Annotated in this window: 14 protein-coding genes; 7 read left to right on the top strand and 7 right to left on the bottom strand. The window is 41.0% G+C overall.

All coding sequences use genetic code 11. From position 1 onward, the window contains the following. Positions 1-730: 730 nt before the first annotated feature. On the top strand, positions 731-931 hold the full coding sequence (locus PU629_RS18900) for a cold-shock protein (protein WP_275281581.1): 201 nt from the start codon (positions 731-733) through the stop codon (positions 929-931). A 551-nt stretch (positions 932-1,482) separates the two neighbouring features. On the opposite strand, the gene PU629_RS18905 is transcribed toward PU629_RS18900, so the two are convergent. Further along, the gene (locus tag PU629_RS18905) at positions 1,483-1,872 is read right to left on the bottom strand and encodes a GtrA family protein (RefSeq protein ID WP_275281582.1); all 390 of its coding nucleotides are present in this window, start codon (positions 1,870-1,872) and stop codon (positions 1,483-1,485) included. A gap of 1,466 nt (positions 1,873-3,338) precedes the next feature. Next, complete coding sequence (locus tag PU629_RS18910; protein WP_275281584.1) at positions 3,339-4,295, bottom strand: carbohydrate kinase family protein; 957 nt, start codon at positions 4,293-4,295, stop codon at positions 3,339-3,341. 788 nt (positions 4,296-5,083) lie between these two features. Here PU629_RS18910 and sat point away from each other — a divergent pair. Next, positions 5,084-6,247 carry a sulfate adenylyltransferase gene (gene sat, locus PU629_RS18915; protein WP_275281585.1) on the top strand — a complete coding sequence of 388 codons (1,164 nt, stop codon included), beginning with the start codon at positions 5,084-5,086 and terminating at the stop codon, positions 6,245-6,247. A 475-nt stretch (positions 6,248-6,722) separates the two neighbouring features. Beyond that, complete coding sequence (locus PU629_RS18920) at positions 6,723-6,872, top strand: YrzI family small protein (RefSeq protein ID WP_275281586.1); 150 nt, start codon at positions 6,723-6,725, stop codon at positions 6,870-6,872. Between the two features lie 73 nt (positions 6,873-6,945). Here PU629_RS18920 and PU629_RS18925 read toward each other — a convergent pair whose 3' ends face one another. Further along, positions 6,946-7,881 carry a sulfotransferase family protein gene (locus PU629_RS18925; RefSeq protein WP_275281587.1) on the bottom strand — a complete coding sequence of 312 codons (936 nt, stop codon included), beginning with the start codon at positions 7,879-7,881 and terminating at the stop codon, positions 6,946-6,948. A 257-nt stretch (positions 7,882-8,138) separates the two neighbouring features. Between PU629_RS18925 and PU629_RS18930 the strand changes: the two genes are divergently transcribed. Continuing rightward, positions 8,139-9,329, top strand: coding sequence for an MFS transporter (locus tag PU629_RS18930; protein WP_275281588.1), 1,191 nt, complete (start codon positions 8,139-8,141; stop codon positions 9,327-9,329). Between the two features lie 275 nt (positions 9,330-9,604). On the opposite strand, the gene PU629_RS18935 is transcribed toward PU629_RS18930, so the two are convergent. Together PU629_RS18935 and abc-f are read right to left on the bottom strand one after the other, a co-directional pair. Continuing rightward, complete coding sequence (locus PU629_RS18935; protein ID WP_275281589.1) at positions 9,605-10,123, bottom strand: GNAT family N-acetyltransferase; 519 nt, start codon at positions 10,121-10,123, stop codon at positions 9,605-9,607. Positions 10,124-11,019: 896 nt separating this feature from the next. After that, a complete protein-coding gene (gene abc-f / locus PU629_RS18940) occupies positions 11,020-12,837 on the bottom strand; it encodes a ribosomal protection-like ABC-F family protein (RefSeq protein ID WP_275281590.1) in 1,818 nt (605 codons plus the stop codon). A gap of 627 nt (positions 12,838-13,464) precedes the next feature. On the opposite strand from abc-f, the gene guaC reads away from it, so the two are divergent. After that, positions 13,465-14,448, top strand: coding sequence for a GMP reductase (guaC, locus tag PU629_RS18945; RefSeq protein ID WP_275281591.1), 984 nt, complete (start codon positions 13,465-13,467; stop codon positions 14,446-14,448). A 72-nt stretch (positions 14,449-14,520) separates the two neighbouring features. On the opposite strand, the gene PU629_RS18950 is transcribed toward guaC, so the two are convergent. Continuing rightward, positions 14,521-15,081 (bottom strand): AAA family ATPase, encoded by a 561-nt coding sequence (locus tag PU629_RS18950; RefSeq protein WP_275281592.1) that lies wholly within the window; start codon positions 15,079-15,081, stop codon positions 14,521-14,523. Between the two features lie 91 nt (positions 15,082-15,172). Then, a complete protein-coding gene (locus tag PU629_RS18955; RefSeq protein ID WP_275281593.1) occupies positions 15,173-15,568 on the bottom strand; it encodes a hypothetical protein in 396 nt (131 codons plus the stop codon). A 176-nt stretch (positions 15,569-15,744) separates the two neighbouring features. On the opposite strand from PU629_RS18955, the gene PU629_RS18960 reads away from it, so the two are divergent. Together PU629_RS18960 and PU629_RS18965 are read left to right on the top strand one after the other, a co-directional pair. Next, positions 15,745-16,170: an SRPBCC family protein gene (locus PU629_RS18960; protein WP_275281594.1), complete on the top strand. Its 426-nt coding sequence runs from the start codon at positions 15,745-15,747 to the stop codon at positions 16,168-16,170. Positions 16,171-16,172: 2 nt separating this feature from the next. Beyond that, positions 16,173-16,499 carry an ArsR/SmtB family transcription factor gene (locus PU629_RS18965; protein WP_275281596.1) on the top strand — a complete coding sequence of 109 codons (327 nt, stop codon included), beginning with the start codon at positions 16,173-16,175 and terminating at the stop codon, positions 16,497-16,499. Positions 16,500-16,748: the final 249 nt, after the last annotated feature.

Raw genomic sequence — 16,748 nt, forward strand, 5'->3', positions numbered from 1 at the left:
ATTGGATTCAAAAATTGCAACTCATTGAATTTTAATTTTTTTAAAGGCTTAAGGTGTTCTTAAAGAGGGGCTAATTGATTATGTAGTTTTTTTTAAAAGATGAGGTTCTTAGAAGAAGATGACTCAAAATGAGGAAATGACGAAAAGAGATTCAATAGAAGTAAAAAGAGACTTACGCGGTTGGTTTAAAACGATGTTGTTACTTACACGTTCCGATAGTCTCAACTAGATCTGCTATCCATTTAATGAACGCAGTTTCTTTTTCAGTTAAATGGCGCCCTAAATTTTGTTCAAAATGCACTCTCAAAGTTTGTTCGGATCCCATCTATTACCGTTCACTCCTTTGATATTTCAACTCTGACTTCTATTATAACGCAGTCTCGCATTAAAGAGAACCTTATCTGATATGATTTTTCAGAGTAAATAGAAAATGCAGTCTAACCATTCCTATTATACCTCGTTTTGGAATCGGTTTCAATAGTGATTTTTGCTAGGTCGAAATGACTTATTAGTTAATCAAAGCGCCCGGGTCATTTGACTTTTTGGCATGAATCCCCTATGATAAAGTTACACTAACTATTTGAAATATGAACGAGAATGAACGAAGACATAACTTCAGCATCTTGTGCTAGATTCACAGAACGCTTGAGTTTTACTGTCCTTTTGATTAATCTTCGTTACATACATCATGGGTAGTGTACAATTTCGGATCTATTTTGGAGGTTTTTTAATGCACACAGGTACAGTAAAATGGTTTAATGCTGAAAAAGGTTTTGGTTTTATCGAAGTTGAAGGTCAAGACGATGTATTCGTTCACTTCTCCGCAATTCAAGGCGATGGCTTTAAAACTCTAGAAGAAGGCCAAACTGTTACTTTTGACATCGAGCAAGGTAACCGTGGACCACAAGCTTCTAACGTTGTTAAAGGTTAATTCTGCCTATAATGAGGAGGGCCTTCATAATGAAGGTCCTCTTTTGTTCGCCCCCCCTTTTTCACTACATCAAGAAAATGAGTCGAGTGGTTTACACCGCTCCTACCCCACAGTACTGTCCTTCCCAAACACCATTCAAAGCTCGCGATTCAAGTTTTAATCTTCATACCTGAATCCCATTGGCTCGGTCGAGGAACCGTAAAGATGAAAGAGAGGTAGGGCTTTCGTCGTTTTAGGTAGTAAAAAGAGGAGTAGCAGCCTCTGATTATTGTTATTTTTGAACGTGTTGTTAACTTGGAAGATGGATGAATTTGATTAGCAGTAAAAAGGAACCTTCATAATAGAAAAAGAGAATGCAGGAGTTCTACATTCGAGTGTTCAAAACAGTTTGTTTTCTGTTGCTTGACTTCTCAAGGTCCTGCTGTTTACCCTTTAAGCGGCCTGCTCTTCTAGAGAAAGGCAAACGAATCAGGGTAACACTTTGTAAAACAAGAAAACTTGGATCCACAGCTTGAGTTATATTACAAGCAGGAGACAAGTTTTTTTGTTTATCACTGAGGATCCACTTGTGCGGTATTCTTAAATACGAGATATTTGCTTCCAATAAAATTGATTCCTAAACCAACTAAAGTTGCGAGAAGCTTACTTGCCATCAACGAATGAAACAACGAGTGATGGAAGAAGACAAGCATTCCCTCAGTAACACCAAGGCTGAGCAAATTTATGCCTGCAAATAACACCATCTCTCGACTTGTCGGACGAGACACTGCCTCAAATGTCCAGTTTCGATTAACGATATAGCTGTTCAGCATGCCACAAATATAAGATAGACATTGAGCTATTGTATAAGGAATATGAAAATGCACAAAAAGGGCGAACATAAGGAGGTCAATCCCCGTGTTTACCCCACCAACAAGTCCGAATCTGATTAATTTGCCCATCTATTTATTACATTCGATTCCTTGGACCTCAAAACGAATGCCTCCTTTTCTGAATAAGAGCGTTCAAAATCAACAAGCCAATCTACTTACACTTTAACGGCATTACCTTAATAATTGTTTAAGATTATTTTACGGGTACGCCTAACTTGTCAAATGGCCCATTTAGCATTGGGAGGGGAATAGCGAATCATGGTTACGGCTAACTTGTCAAACGGACCATTTGGAGGCGAATAGCGAATCCTGGTTACACCTCATTCATTTTCGTATAACGACGATTCCCTATTTGCTCTAATCGAGAGCCTTTTTGGAGTCATAGCGTATTCTCGTTACGCCTAACTTTTTTAAGTGTAACGGCGATTCCCTATTTGCTCTAATCGGCGACCTTTTTGGGGCCATAGCGTATTCTCGTTACACCTAACTTTTTTAAGTGTTACGACGATTCCCTATTTGCTCTAATCGAGGGCTTTTTTGGAGCCATAGCGTATTCTCGTTACGCCTAACTTTTTTAAGTGTTACGGCGATTCCCTATTTGCTCTAATCGGTGACCTTTTTGGGGCCATAGCGTATTCTCGTTACGCCTCATTCATTTTCGTGTTACGACGATTCCCTATTCGCTCTAATCGGCGACCTTTTTGGAGTCATAGCGTATTCTCGTTACGCCTAACTTTTTTAAGTGTAACGGCGATTCCCTATTTGCTCTAATCGAGGGCCTTTTTGGAGTCATAGCGTATTCTCGTTACGCCTCATTCATTTTCGTGTTACGGCGATTCCCTATTTGCTCAAATCGGCGACCTTTTTTGGAGCCATAGCGTATTCTCGTTACGCCTCATTCATTTTCGTGTTACGACGATTCCCTATTCGCTCTAATCGAGAGCCTTTTTGGAGTCATAGCGTATTCTCGTTACGCCTCATTCATTTTCGTGTTACGACGATTCCCTATTCGCTCTAATCGAGAGCCTTTTTGGAGTCATAGCGTATTCTCGTTACGCCTAACTTTTTTAAGTGTAACGACGATTCCCTATTCGCTCTAATCGAGAGCCTTTTTGGAGTCATAGCGTATTCTCGTTACGCCTAACTTTTTTAAGTGTTACGGCGATTCCCTATTCGCTCTAATCGGCGACCTTTTTGGGGCCATAGCGTATTCTCGTTACGCCTCATTCATTTTCGTGTAACGACGATTCCCTATTCGCTCTAATCGAGAGCCTTTTTGGTGTCATAGCGTATTCTCGTTACGCCTAACTTTTTTAAGTGTAACGGCGATTCCCTATTTGCTCAAATCGGCGACCTTTTTGGGGCCATAGCGTATTCTCTTTACGCCTAATTTGTCAAACGGACCATTGAGAAGCGAATAGCGAATCCTGGTTACGCCTAGGTTCTCAAACTAGTTGCCCTTCTAAGATGAAACGGGAGAACCGTCCCCGCGTTCCGTCGTCCCCGCGTTCCCCCCCCGCGTTTCACCCCGCGTTTCACCATTGTTCAACTTCTTCAAGTGATGGTAAGGAAACGATTGCGCCGATTTTTGTACACACAATGGCTCCTACTTTGTTGGAAAAAACGATCACCTTTTGCAGTTCTTCAAAATCAGTTAAAATCGTTCGCGGGTCTTCAGATTGAGCGAGTTTGAACAAAGCGGCTCCAACAAAAGCATCCCCTGCACCTGTCGAGTCGACTGATTGAATTGGGATACTTGGAACCGTGGTAGATTGACTCCCCAAAGAAACAAAGGTCCCTTCTTTCCCTAATGTTACGGCTACTGCCTTAGCCCCTAGCTTATGAAGGGCCCTCACCCCTTCTTCGACCCGCTCGATCCCAGTAATAAGAGCAAGCTCTTCATCGCTGACTTTGACAAAATCGCTTAAGGCTATTGCTCTTTTAGAAAGCTTTATAAATGTTTCGGCATTCTCCTTCCACAAGTCTGCTCGATAATTGGGATCAAAGGAAAGGAACTGCCCCCTCTTATGAGCATCCTCCATCATTTGAAAATACGTAGTGCAAAACGGGTCGCTCAGCATCGCAGTGGCTGAACCAAAGTGCAAGATAAAGGATGCCTCCACTTTCTTTGTATCAATCTCATCCAATTTCAAATGAGCATCCGCTCCCCGATTAAAAACAAAATCACGGTCACCGTTTGACTTAAGTGAAACAAAGGCGAGAGTCGTCGGAACCGCTTTATCCATTACTAAGAGAGACGTATCAACACCAACATCATCAAGCGTTTGTTTTAAAAAGAAGCCAAAAGGGTCGCTCCCAACCTTACCGCTAAACAAAGCTGTCCCACCTAACCGGGAAATGGCTGCCGTGACATTGGCAGGTGCCCCGCCCGCACTTTTGAAAAAATGATGTCCATCTATTAAATCCGACTCAATATCCGTACAAAAGAAATCAATGAGCAGTTCTCCAACACATAAAACTGACTTAGCCATTAATAATCCTCCCATCTTTCTTGTCATATTCTCTCAATAATTCTAACCTTAACAGATGCAATGCCTTAAAGCATTAATATTTCAATTAAGGTTAAACTAAACCTAACTATTTAATGGAAGGCAAGGTGCTCAGCATGTTTTCCAACTTAACTTATTTAATCAGCATGATCATCCTTTTAATTATTGCTTCTGCTGGTTCCTTTGTTTGGTATAAAATGTGGAAGGATAAAAAATGGGGGAAAGAATGAATCCCCTTATTCTTTCCCTTTCCCCTTATAAATAGGGAAAATGTTAAATAGAACACTTTCCCTTAAATCACAATTTAGCAAAGGCTGCCGATGTTCTAAAGCAACAAAACCATCTAGAAAGCTGCCAAGTACGTGAACAGCGTGAATGGAAAAAGTTCCGGATGATGGTAGATTTAAAAGCAAGCTTTGAATTAAAAGTTCTCCCTCTTCCGCTAACCCCTCCATCCCAATTACAGCCATCCATACGGTTTATGAGGCTAATCTACACTTGATTGATTCCATCCCCCTCATAATGGCATTGTGGAACACGGCGGGGACAGGCCTCTACCGAAAGTTTTACTTTGCTTTCAGCAGGGGACTGGCCTCTACTGAAAGGATAACTGGATGTTGAGGTCTGTCCCCCTTGATAATGGTATTCCTACCTTTACACTCGGAAAAACATTTAAAATGTTTTATAATAAATTGGCAAGGACATTAATGAAATATTAAGGACATTGTATTATCGTATTTAAGCGACCTAATTTAAGGAGGTTTTTTACTTTGGCAATTTCGGCACATGGCGGTGAGTTAATTAACCGCGAATTAACTGGCAAGGAGCGTGAAGACGCTCTTAAGCAAGCTCAAAGCTTACAATCACTACAAGTATCAGCATGGACGGTCTCTGACCTTGAGCTGATTGGTATAGGAGGATTCAGCCCTCTGACTGGTTTTATGGGACAGGCTGATTATGAAAATGTAATCAATCAAACCCGTCTTGATAGTGGACTTGTGTGGAGTATCCCTATTACTCTCGGCGTCTCCACTGAGGAAGCGGACCGTTTCAATGTCGGTGAGAGCATTGCATTAAAAGGCGAAGATGGCGTTATCTATGCCACACTTAAGCTCGAAGAAAAATACCGTTATAACAAAGAACTAGAAGCACAGAATGTCTATGGTACGACAGACAAGGCTCATCCAGGTGTAAAAAAATTGTATGAGAGAGGCGACGTTCATTTAGCAGGCCCGATTTCGCTGTTAAATCGTCCTAACCATGATCAGTTTGCTGAATTTTATAAAGATCCAAGTGAAACACGTCAGCTTTTTGAAGAGCTAGGATGGAAAACAATCGTTGGCTTCCAAACTCGCAACCCGGTTCACCGTGCCCATGAATATATTCAAAAATGTGCACTTGAAACAGTTGACGGGCTGCTTTTAAACCCACTCGTCGGCGAGACAAAATCCGATGATATTTCAGCTGAAATTCGGATGGAAAGCTATCAGGTCATCCTTAAACACTATTACCCTAAGGATCGCACCCGTCTTGTCATCTATCCTGCTGCTATGCGCTATGCAGGTCCAAAGGAAGCCGTTCTGCATGCCATTGTACGAAAAAATTATGGCTGTACCCACTTCATTGTCGGTCGTGACCATGCCGGTGTCGGTGACTACTATGGCACTTATGAAGCCCAAGAATTTATTTCACAATTTGAACCAGAACTCGGGATTGCTATCATGAAGTTTGAACATGCTTTTTACTGCACGGAATGCGGGAACATGGGAACACCTAAAACCTGCCCACATGATGCATCTGCACATATCCACTTAAGCGGAACGAAAGTGCGTGAACTCTTGAGAAGCGGACAAAAGCCGCCAAAAGAATTTTCAAGACCAGAAGTAGCAGAGGTTTTAATTAAAGGTATGGCTCAAACAGAAGCTCATAACTAAGGTTATTTAACCTTTAAGTCCATTTGATGATTAGAAAAAATAGGTTTAAGTCCAATTTTATGAGAAAAATGAGAAAATAGGTTTACAAATCAAAAACAATCATGTAGTATGTTAATTGCTAATACAAAAGGAGGCGTGAGTATCATGAAAAAGACCATTATTGTTTATTCAACACAATTTCATACGGTTTTACATGACTCGGCCTCATACGGTTCTTTATTTTGACTACTGATTGTTTATTCAATATCGTCATTACGCCCACGAGCCCTTGTCAATAAGGTCCCGTGGGTTTTCTATTTTAATCCTTTGTGATGAAAAAACCATGGTATCATGCCATGGTTTTTTTATATATATTTTTATTACCATTAAAAGGAGGAATTGTAAATGATTGCAATTAAAACCGCTACGTACGCTTGGCTTGAGGAGAAGATTGGCTTTAAATGAAACGACTATACAACGAAGGGAGGGTGTTAATATGCTGAAATTGAATCTTTTAGCTTTCACTCTCATGATTTCTGTGCGGAAACGGGAATTGAGCACAGAAGAGCTTGAGCACTTTCTGCGCGTAAGAGAAATTCATGAGCAAATTCTCGATCGCCGTGCCAACTTCCGTCACTTTAATTAATACTTGATCAATCGGTCTGGTCTATTAAGTGAATAAAAAAATGGGGTTCTCGGATGAGTTCCCCATTTTTGTCTTATACTGGTTTTGGTTTCTTTTCTTTTGTAGGCGGATTTCTTTCAAGTGTTCCATAATCTTTTAAGTATCTCTGATAGAGTGCTTCAACACGGTCATGATAGGCTTGAGAGTCAAAATACTCTTGTGAGCGGACACCCTCTAATGCTAATAAATAGAGTTCTTTAACATCGTCCGTTAGATCATCTCTTTCTTTAAAGGCATCCAGATCAATATCTGACCGGCTTCTTTGGAGATTAGGATCGATGAATTCATCCAATTGCTCTTGGAGATGCGCCTCGTCTTTTGGCCATGGTAAATCCAATGTATTTGAAATCCGTCTGAGACATTCAAGCGGTGTATCGAAGAGCTCTTCATACGAAACAATAACCCTTTTTCCGCCAAAAGTGTCTCGAAGCGATAATAAGGTTCTTAATTGCCACTGTCTTAGAGCCCACATCTCATCGCGATCCCACGCCCTGATATTTGAGGACACAACATCGATCGGGTTACGAATGATGATGACATAATGGGGTTCGGCGTTAACATCCTTCAAAATGGCTTTCCAAAGAGCCAAATAATCGTTAGTCCGCGGATCTTTCCATCCCCATACAGGTTTATCAGAAAACGTTTCACGAACGTAGTCTTCTAACTCTTTTCTATACTGTTTTATATTTCGCTGATTCTCATACCCTTCTGGAGAAGGACGGAATTTTAGCTTTGATCCTATTTTTTTGTGCAGATTTAAAATATGTTCATTTTCAAAATAGCCTTTTGGGTTAACCTTTGTTGGTTTAATAAATTTGTCATTTCCTAGGTCAACTCCCATAAAATGAAGTCCTTTAGTCAAGACAGATGTCCCAGAACGTCCGCTCCCAAGTACGAGTACCGCTTTGGTAGCAGGCTGCTTATTAAGCTTCAACAGCTTCAAAAGGCCTGAGATCTTTTGTTCCTTCAATGTTTTATCCACCCTTCTTGAAATATCCCCTGCAACTCTATTTTAGTCTATTTTTATTAAGATAATCTTAATAAATTTAAGAGAACAGCACATTAGGAAAGGAATTCCACACTATCTTATCATAAAAACTTGAGAATACACCTACTTATTGATTGGAATAAGAGAAAAGCACATCCATTGACTTTTGTACCAGATAGCTTAAAAATGTAAGAGTAATTTTATTCATTAATCACAAATTATAGAAAGAAGGAGAGCGTTTGAACGAAACAGATTTAAAACAGTCCGACTGGGCGCTTTCAAGAGGATTAATGCTTCTCATGGCGGTTACTGCCGGAATAGGGGTAGCTAACCTCTATTATAACCAGCCTCTCCTTGCTGACATTGGTCACATATTTCACACCAATGCCCATCAAACCGGAAATATCTCAATGTTTACCCAAATAGGCTATGCGATCGGTCTTTTCTTTTTCGTCCCGCTCGCTGATATCAAAGAACGGCGTCGATTTATCGTTATCTTACTTCTCTGTGTCACCCTTTCTCTAATTGGTGTAGCAACCGCTCAAACGATGACTTGGATGTACATAGCCAGTCTTGCGGTCGGAATCACAACGATCGTCCCTCAAATCATGCTGCCGCTTGCCGCTTCACTGGCACCTCCTAAGGAACAAGGAAAAGCAATTGGGACTGTCTCAAGCGGTCTGTTATTTGGTATTTTGCTTGCTCGTACTGTTTCAGGCTTGGTCGGTGGCACTTTTGGATGGCGAATTATGTTTTGGCTCGCTGCCGTCCTTATGCTCCTTCTGGCTGTGACCTTGCGCCTTTTCTTGCCAAAGAATGAACCGGATACAACCATTACATATAAGCAGCTCTTTCAATCCATCTTCACCCTTGTGAAGCAGCATGGAACGCTCCGTGAAGCTGCCATTATAGGTGCGATGATGTTCGGCAGTTTTAGCGCTTTCTGGACCTCACTCACTTATTTTGTAGAAGGCCCTCATTACAACTTTAATAGCCAAATTGCGGGACTATTTGGTCTGGTAGGAGTAGTCGGTGCGTCCATGGCCCCTATCGTTGGGCGGGCAGCTGACCGAGTGAAGCCCAAAATAATTGCCGGATCGCTAATGGCCCTTACCTTCTTTTCTTTTATATTATTCGGGACAATTGGCTCATTTCTGTGGGGGTTAATCATTGGTATTATTCTGTTAGATCTAGGAATTCAGGGTACACAAGTTGCCAATCAATCGCGAATTTACCCGCTCGCCCCCCATGCGAGAAGCCGGCTCAATACCGTTTTCATGGTCAGTACTTTTTTAGGTGGCGCACTCGGTTCCTCTCTTGGAAGCTTTGCTTGGAAAGAGTGGGGATGGACAGGCGTCTGCACCACTTGCTGTCTAATGGTAGCCTGTGGACTCCTTGTTTGGCTATTAGGTTTTCGGCGCCGGTCCTAATAAGAAAAGCTCTAGAAAAAGACAGTCGCTATTTTTCCAATTCTTATAGGCAAAGCAGTCCATTCTGCTTTGCCTCATCTTTTTGTTGTCTATTGATTTCCCTTACCCCGTCTTCTACCTGTAAGAATGATTAAAGCAACGATAAATAAAACCGGTATGGCTATGTATAATATCGACATGGCATTATGCAAAAATGGACTCATGACGTATGTATCCTCCTTGATTCTGTAGAGTATATACATAGTCTTCCACACTTATCCCCTAACTTATCCCACTCATTCGTTACTTTCAGGAATAACGTAGCGAAATGCTTTAACGATAATGCCATCGCCAGCAGGTTCAAAATCATATTCAGCCAACCGTTCAAAACCCATTTTTGTATAGAGAGCCATAGCCTGCTCCATAAAATCACCAGTATGTAGACCTATTGCTTTGTGTTCGCACTCGCGAGTTAAATCGATACACGTCTGAATAAGCTTGCGAGCCACTCCTTTTCCCCGGGCCCGAGGAGCCACTGCAAGCATTCGGATCTCAGGAAATTCAGACATCCCAGTTAGACCTTTGTACGCATCTGTGTTCTCAGGACACAGAACGACGCTCCCGACAATATCCCCGTCTACTTCAGCTACAAATAGCTCTGCTCCCTCGTCCACATCTGCTGCCGAAGAAATAGCTTGTTTTAAAGCCTCCCAGTGAGCGGATGGAAGTCGAGAAGCGTGCTCCTCATAGGCCTTGACTCTTTGAGTTCGAATGTGTTCTAATTCATGATCTCTATATTCTCTGATCATCACCATTATAAAAAACTCCTTCTATTTAAATTTAAAAGGGTAAACCAATTTCTTTCAATAGTAACCAGTTTGTCATTAATAAAACATGCCTTTGTCGATCAATAGGGGCAACATGATTCGAATTTTTTGTTCTATAAAGTTTCAAAAAGTGAATACATTGGTTATATTTTAAGGGTATATCTTGTCACTTCCTTTAATTAGGGATATAGTTTACATGCGATAACTTCATCAAACCTAATATTAAGGGGGTACATTTTTAGCTTGAAAGCCCTCTAACTCTATATTAAAATTTTAAAACTTCTTTCTCTATAAAGTTTTACACTACCATGTTTGTGAGGAAAAAACATGAAAAGCCTTTCAACATTTCATCGTGTTCTGTTTTTGAGTTCAATCCTCTTAAGTCTCATTACTTTTCTATCTCCTGTACTTATGTCCATTCATGAGTTAAATCATGGTGGTTATTTTATAATATCTTATTATGAGCTAAGGTCAGATGTTAGTGATGCTTTAATTATCAGTTATGAAGTGCTCATGTGTATAAGCTTTGTGATGTCCTTTATTACATTTATACTATTTTTAGAGAAAAAGCGAATCTTTCTGAGATTATCAATTTTGTCAATGATCTTGAGTGTTTTTTATCCCATTGGTAGTGTTATTTTATTTATTTTGGTTATCGCACTCAGTTAACAAAAACCTCAAATACAAAAAACTAAAATTATTCAACAAGTAGAAAAAGAACCTTGGTCTAAAAATAGCCCAAGGTTCTTGTTTAATTTTCATGCTTCACTGTTTACTTTTCCTTTTAAAATATCTATATATGCGGCGATGATGTCATCTCTCGCATCATCAAAAGGGTAATTATGTTAATAATTTTTTTAAAAGAGGGCCAATGCCCCCTTTTGTTAGTTGGATATGTCTAACTCCTGTTCAAGCCGTGCAATTTGTTGTCTTATTTCCTTAATCCTTTCTAAGAGTCCCCGCTGCTCTTCCTCTTGTTCGACTTCTTCAGATACCAACTGGGTGTATTGGAGCTGAAGGGTGCTTAGTTGTCTCCTCTTTTCCTGATCATAACCGCGCTCCTCTTTAACCGATTGCCACTCTGCATAGGTACCAGGAAAATAGTGAAAACCATCATAAAGGGAGATCACCCTTGTAATCACCTTCTGTAATAAATAATGATCGTGGGACACTAATACCACAGCTCCAGGATAGAGTGTCAATGCCTCTTCTATTTTTTCCCTTGTCGCAATATCCAAATAATTAGTCGGTTCATCCAGGACGAGCAAATTCGCCTCTGATAAATAAAGGCGAACAAAGGCAACACGGCACTTTTCTCCCATACTTAAGCTCTTAATCGGTTTAAAGACATCTTCTTTTGGAAAAAGAAAACATGCGAGAATCGTTCTTGCTTCAGATTGGGTAAGCCCAGGAAGCGTTAAAATATAATCTAAAATCGTGCTTTCTTCAGGTAATTGATCCAGCTCTTGTTTAAAGTAACCGATCTTAAGTTCAGGATGCCTATAGATCACACCTTGATCGGGCTCAATGTCACCGATTATTAAATTTAAAAGCGTCGTTTTCCCGGCACCATTTTGACCTAATACCCCTAATCGATCTCCTTTTTCAATGAAAAAAGAAATGTCCTTGAACACTCGTCTTCCTCCGTACCCAAAATCAACATGATCAAAATGAAGCATGGAAGGACTTGAAAACGCCTGTGCATCAAAAGAGACGTTAATCCCCTCTTCTTCCTGAGGCTTCTTCACACGATGCTTCTCTAAGCGTTCAAGAGCCGCTTCTTTTGCTTTAAAACGCGTCATATTTTTATTCGCTCGTTTTTTGGCATGGGGATCCCGTTCACTTGCTGCGTTATGCGCTTTATTAAACCATGTCTTATAGGTTGAGATCGCTTCAACCAGGCTCTTGCGCTCTTGCTCCTGCTTTTTATAAGCGGCTTCAAGACTTTCACGCTCAAGCTCTTTTTGAGCGAGATAGTCCTTATAGCCGCCCTTATATTTTCTTATTCCTGAATCCGTGAGCTCATAAGTCGTGTGGGCTACCTTATCAATAAACGCCCGGTCATGAGAAACAAGCAAAACGGTTCCTTTATAATGATTGATCCATTCAGCTAGCCAGTGAATCGTTTCCACATCCAAATGATTGGTTGGTTCATCAAAGATAAGGAAAGAGGCCTCTTTCAGCTGCATGCGGGCAAGCTGCACTTTTGTTTTTTGCCCTCCGCTAAGCTCAGAAAAAGGTTGATCCCACTTATCCTCAGCGATCCCCATCTGCATGAGTGACCGCTCCACTTGCGTCTCCCATTCATAACCGTCCAAATCCATAAACTCCTGAAGCACCTTCATGTAAGCTTCAGTAAAAGCTGGATCGTGCTCGGCTTCTTTTGAAAGGCAATTCATTTGTTGCTTTAATCTATTCAGCACTGGTCGCTCTCTCTCGACAAACTCTCGGACGGTTTCTGAATCCGCTGCTTCAGGAGACTGCGCCATCCATGCCCAATCTGATTCCGCAAATTTTGACATGAGTTTCCCGCCTGAAATAGGTATTTGGCCAAGTATGGCTTTAAGAAAAGTGGTCTTCCCCTTTCCATTTTGCCCAATGAGAGCCACATGCTCCCCTTTCTCCAGTTCAATTGAACCATTTTTCAAAATGTCTCTTCCATTTATTTCAACATGAATCATTTCGGCTTTTAAGACTGGCATCCAGACATCATCTCCTCACTCACTAATTGGCTAACTTTTTCGGGAGAGAACCTCTTATAATGCCTTTTTTGCACCAAAAAAGCACAAGCGTCTGCTTGTGCTCCGTGAGAATTCAGATCTAGTCATCGTTTTAAAATAGAACAGCAAACCATTGTTAACCTAGGAGACCGTTCCTTCGTTCAACATACACACCTTCAAACGACTCTTCGCTCTCCTATAAAAATATGGCTGCTTATCCGATATCTATTTTTAGACAGACTAATCCTCTCTTCTCTGCACAAAACAGAGGTTCCCTTATCACTATAAAACTTGTGTGGGAAATGGATTAGTTCTTCATGACGTCTAAAATAGATACCTCCTTCGCAACATTCTCCCTTAGTTTATCAACAAACTATTTTGAAATCAATGGGCCTGTGAGGAATCATTTTAATTCATCTGACCTTTACACCTGCTAATGAATCAAAAGTGCATCACTCATGGACTAAGTGCAGAAGATAGGGGGTAGATCGAGCTAAGATTTTGAAAGACGACATTTGACATTGAACAAAAATTAAGGTAAATTACCAAATGTACGAACAATTTATCACAGATTAAATATAAACGTTCGGATTAGGAGTGTAAAACTAAATGGAAAACGTATTCGATTATGAAGATATTCAGCTAATTCCTAATAAATGTATTGTTAACAGCCGTTCAGAATGTGATACACGCGTACAGTTTGGCGGCAGAACTTTCAAGCTTCCTGTTGTACCAGCTAATATGCAAACCATTATCGATGAAAAAATTGCTGTGTTTTTAGCCGAAAACGATTACTTTTATATCATGCATCGCTTTAATCCTGAGAAACGTATTCATTTTATTAAAGATATGATGAACCGCGGCCTTTATTCCTCGATTAGTGTAGGAGTAAAAGAAGAAGAATATGCGTTTATTGAAGAACTTAAAAAGGAACAACTATCTCCCGAATACATCACCATTGATATTGCTCATGGCCATTCCAATGCCGTGATCAACATGATTCAGCATATTAAAAAGCATTTGCCAAACAGCTTCGTTATCGCTGGAAACGTTGGTACCCCTGAAGCCGTTCGGGAGCTCGAAAATGCTGGAGCAGACGCAACAAAAGTGGGAATCGGACCTGGTAAGGTTTGTATTACGAAAATTAAGACAGGATTTGGTACAGGAGGCTGGCAGCTTGCCGCTCTCCGCTGGTGCGCAAAAGCCGCTACTAAGCCGATTATTGCGGATGGCGGCATTCGGACTCATGGTGACATCGCCAAATCCGTTCGTTTCGGGGCATCGATGGTCATGATTGGCTCTCTATTTGCAGGACACGAAGAATCCCCCGGACAAACCATTGAGCGCGATGGCAAATTGTATAAAGAATACTTTGGTTCAGCATCTGAGTATCAAAAAGGGGAAAGAAAGAATGTCGAGGGAAAACGGATGTATGTCGAGCACAAAGGGGCCCTTCTTGACACCTTGATTGAAATGGAACAAGACCTTCAATCTTCTATCTCTTACGCTGGCGGCAACAAGCTGGACGCGATTCGCACCGTTGATTACGTCATCGTCAAAAACTCCATCTTTAACGGAGATCGAGTCTATTAATTAGAAACGCAGGAAACGCAGGGACGGTTCTCCTGTTTCATACTAGGGAGAACCGTCCTCTCTTTTTCCTTCTTACAAGTCGAAAGTTTCTTGAATCATTCTCGCCGCTTCCACGGCAGATAGGTCTGTATTATCTAGTCTAAGATAATGCTCTCTTTGTATTTCCCCCTCCAAAGAATTCAGCCTGTACGCTTCCATGGAACTCTTTAAATTGTTCTCAGACCATTCAAGGTTTCGCTTAGTCGGCTTTTGTTCAAGCCGAAGCGGAGTCTTATTGCGTTCCAGTCGAACATTCAGGTCAGCCTCTAACTCTACTAAGTACACGGTCCCGCCTCTTGATTCAAACAACTCACAAACTCCATTGATATAATCCCAGTCTGATTGTTGATCAAATGCCCAAACATACGTAAAAATTAATCCATAGAGATTGCTCTTGGATACCTCTTCAAAGATTTCCTGACGAAATAGATTAACTAAACGTTTTCCCTCTTTAGTGCCGTAATCAAAAAAAGGAGACACCAAATCTATCGTCATGTGGTTATGAAAAAGCTTCAACCCTGTTCTTTTAGCTAACTCTAGACCAACTGCCATCTTTCCCACAGCCTGCGGTCCCACAATTAATACTAGTTTCAAATGACTCCCCCCTGAAACGCGGGTGAAACGCGGGGACGGTTCTCTTGTTTCATATTAATGGAGAACCGTCTCCTCCTTTTCCCCGCTTAGCCTATTTGGTTTTCACTAAGCTTTTATGTCTCACTCTAAATGCTGACCAGGTGTCATCAATGGAGATAAGTGAAACTCCCAGGTAACCCGCCTCTTCAATCCTTTCCCAGCCATGATCGCGATTGATGTCTGTTTTTATCTTTGAGCTCTTCTTTGGAAAGGCCACCCACAAATAGGTGTTCCTATCCAATTTAGGGATGAGTAAGGGGACATACTGTGCTAGCTCCTGCGAACTGGAAACAAACAACAGGATCAAATCATAATGAGACTCCTCTAGTCCCACCGACTGACTAACATTGCTCGGAAGTTCCTCAGTAGGAAGCTGAAAATCAGCCGGAGCATTTACTACCGTTACATGAAACCCTTCTTTAATTAGCAGCTTTTTAACAAGTCCCATCTCGTGCTTCTCCTCTTCTCAAATCATTTATGGAGTGAAACAAAAACTTATATAATATGGCCATGATTCTACGATATTAACGGTTCTTGGTCAAATCTACTATAGACATAACACCTTTTGGTGATATAATCATTATGACACTATAAGGTGTTACATAATGACCGGAGGTTTTTAAAATGAACCATCAGGAACTGCTACCGCCTATTACAAAAAACATTGTTCTAAATGCCCCTATTGAAAAAGTTTGGAAGGCCGTCGCGACGTCAGAAGGTCTTGAATCCTGGTGGATGCCCAATACTTTTGAGCCTGTATTAGGGTATGAATTTGTTCTTCACGCTGGTGAGTATGGCGATTCACCTTGCAAAGTAACAGAGATCGATCCGCCTTATCGCTTAAGTTTTACATGGGGGAATGATTGGGAGCTTACCTTTGAATTAAAGAAATTAGCTCCTGAAAAAACAGAATTCACCTTAATCCATTCCGGCTGGGATTCAGAAAAAGTCACAGAGTTTGACCAGCCACATTCAGCTATTCGAAATCATATGAGTACAGGTTGGGATAGGCTAGTCCAAGATAAACTTTCTAAAATCATTGGAGCATAGAGATGAGTGCCGAGCAGCACAATCGCGATGTGTTCCAAGCGATTTCGGATCCCACCCGCCGCAGTCTATTGAAACTGCTGGCAGACCAAGAAATGCCGATCGCAGCCATCGTCGCTCAATTTCCAATCACACGCACGGCTATTAACAAACATCTTCACATCCTCTCTGAAGCAGGTCTTGTCAGAAGTCAGAAGGTTGGGCGTGAAACCCGTTTTACTTTGCAACCAGAGCCATTGGTAGAGCTGAAACAATGGCTTTCATTTTTTGAAACCTATTGGGAGAATAAGCTAGACGCACTCAAAGAATTGGTTGAAAAAGAAACACATTAACTTAAAAGCCGAGCGCTCATTATTTGTTGTCTTGATACAAAATTAAAAATTTCTCCAGTATGACTAATGCCTATTGACCGTTTAAATAATTTGTATTAAGATGGCAACAATAATTTAAACGTTATAGAAAGCAATGACAAGGACATGGATCACTCGTTCATTTTCTTAAAAGAGATCAGGGTCATCGGCTGAAAGCCCTGAAGAAAAGCGAATGATTTACCACCTTGGAGCTATTATGGGGAAATGGTT

It is taken from the genome of Pullulanibacillus sp. KACC 23026 (assembly GCF_029094525.1).
In the GTDB taxonomy this organism is placed as follows: domain Bacteria; phylum Bacillota; class Bacilli; order Bacillales; family Sporolactobacillaceae; genus KACC-23026.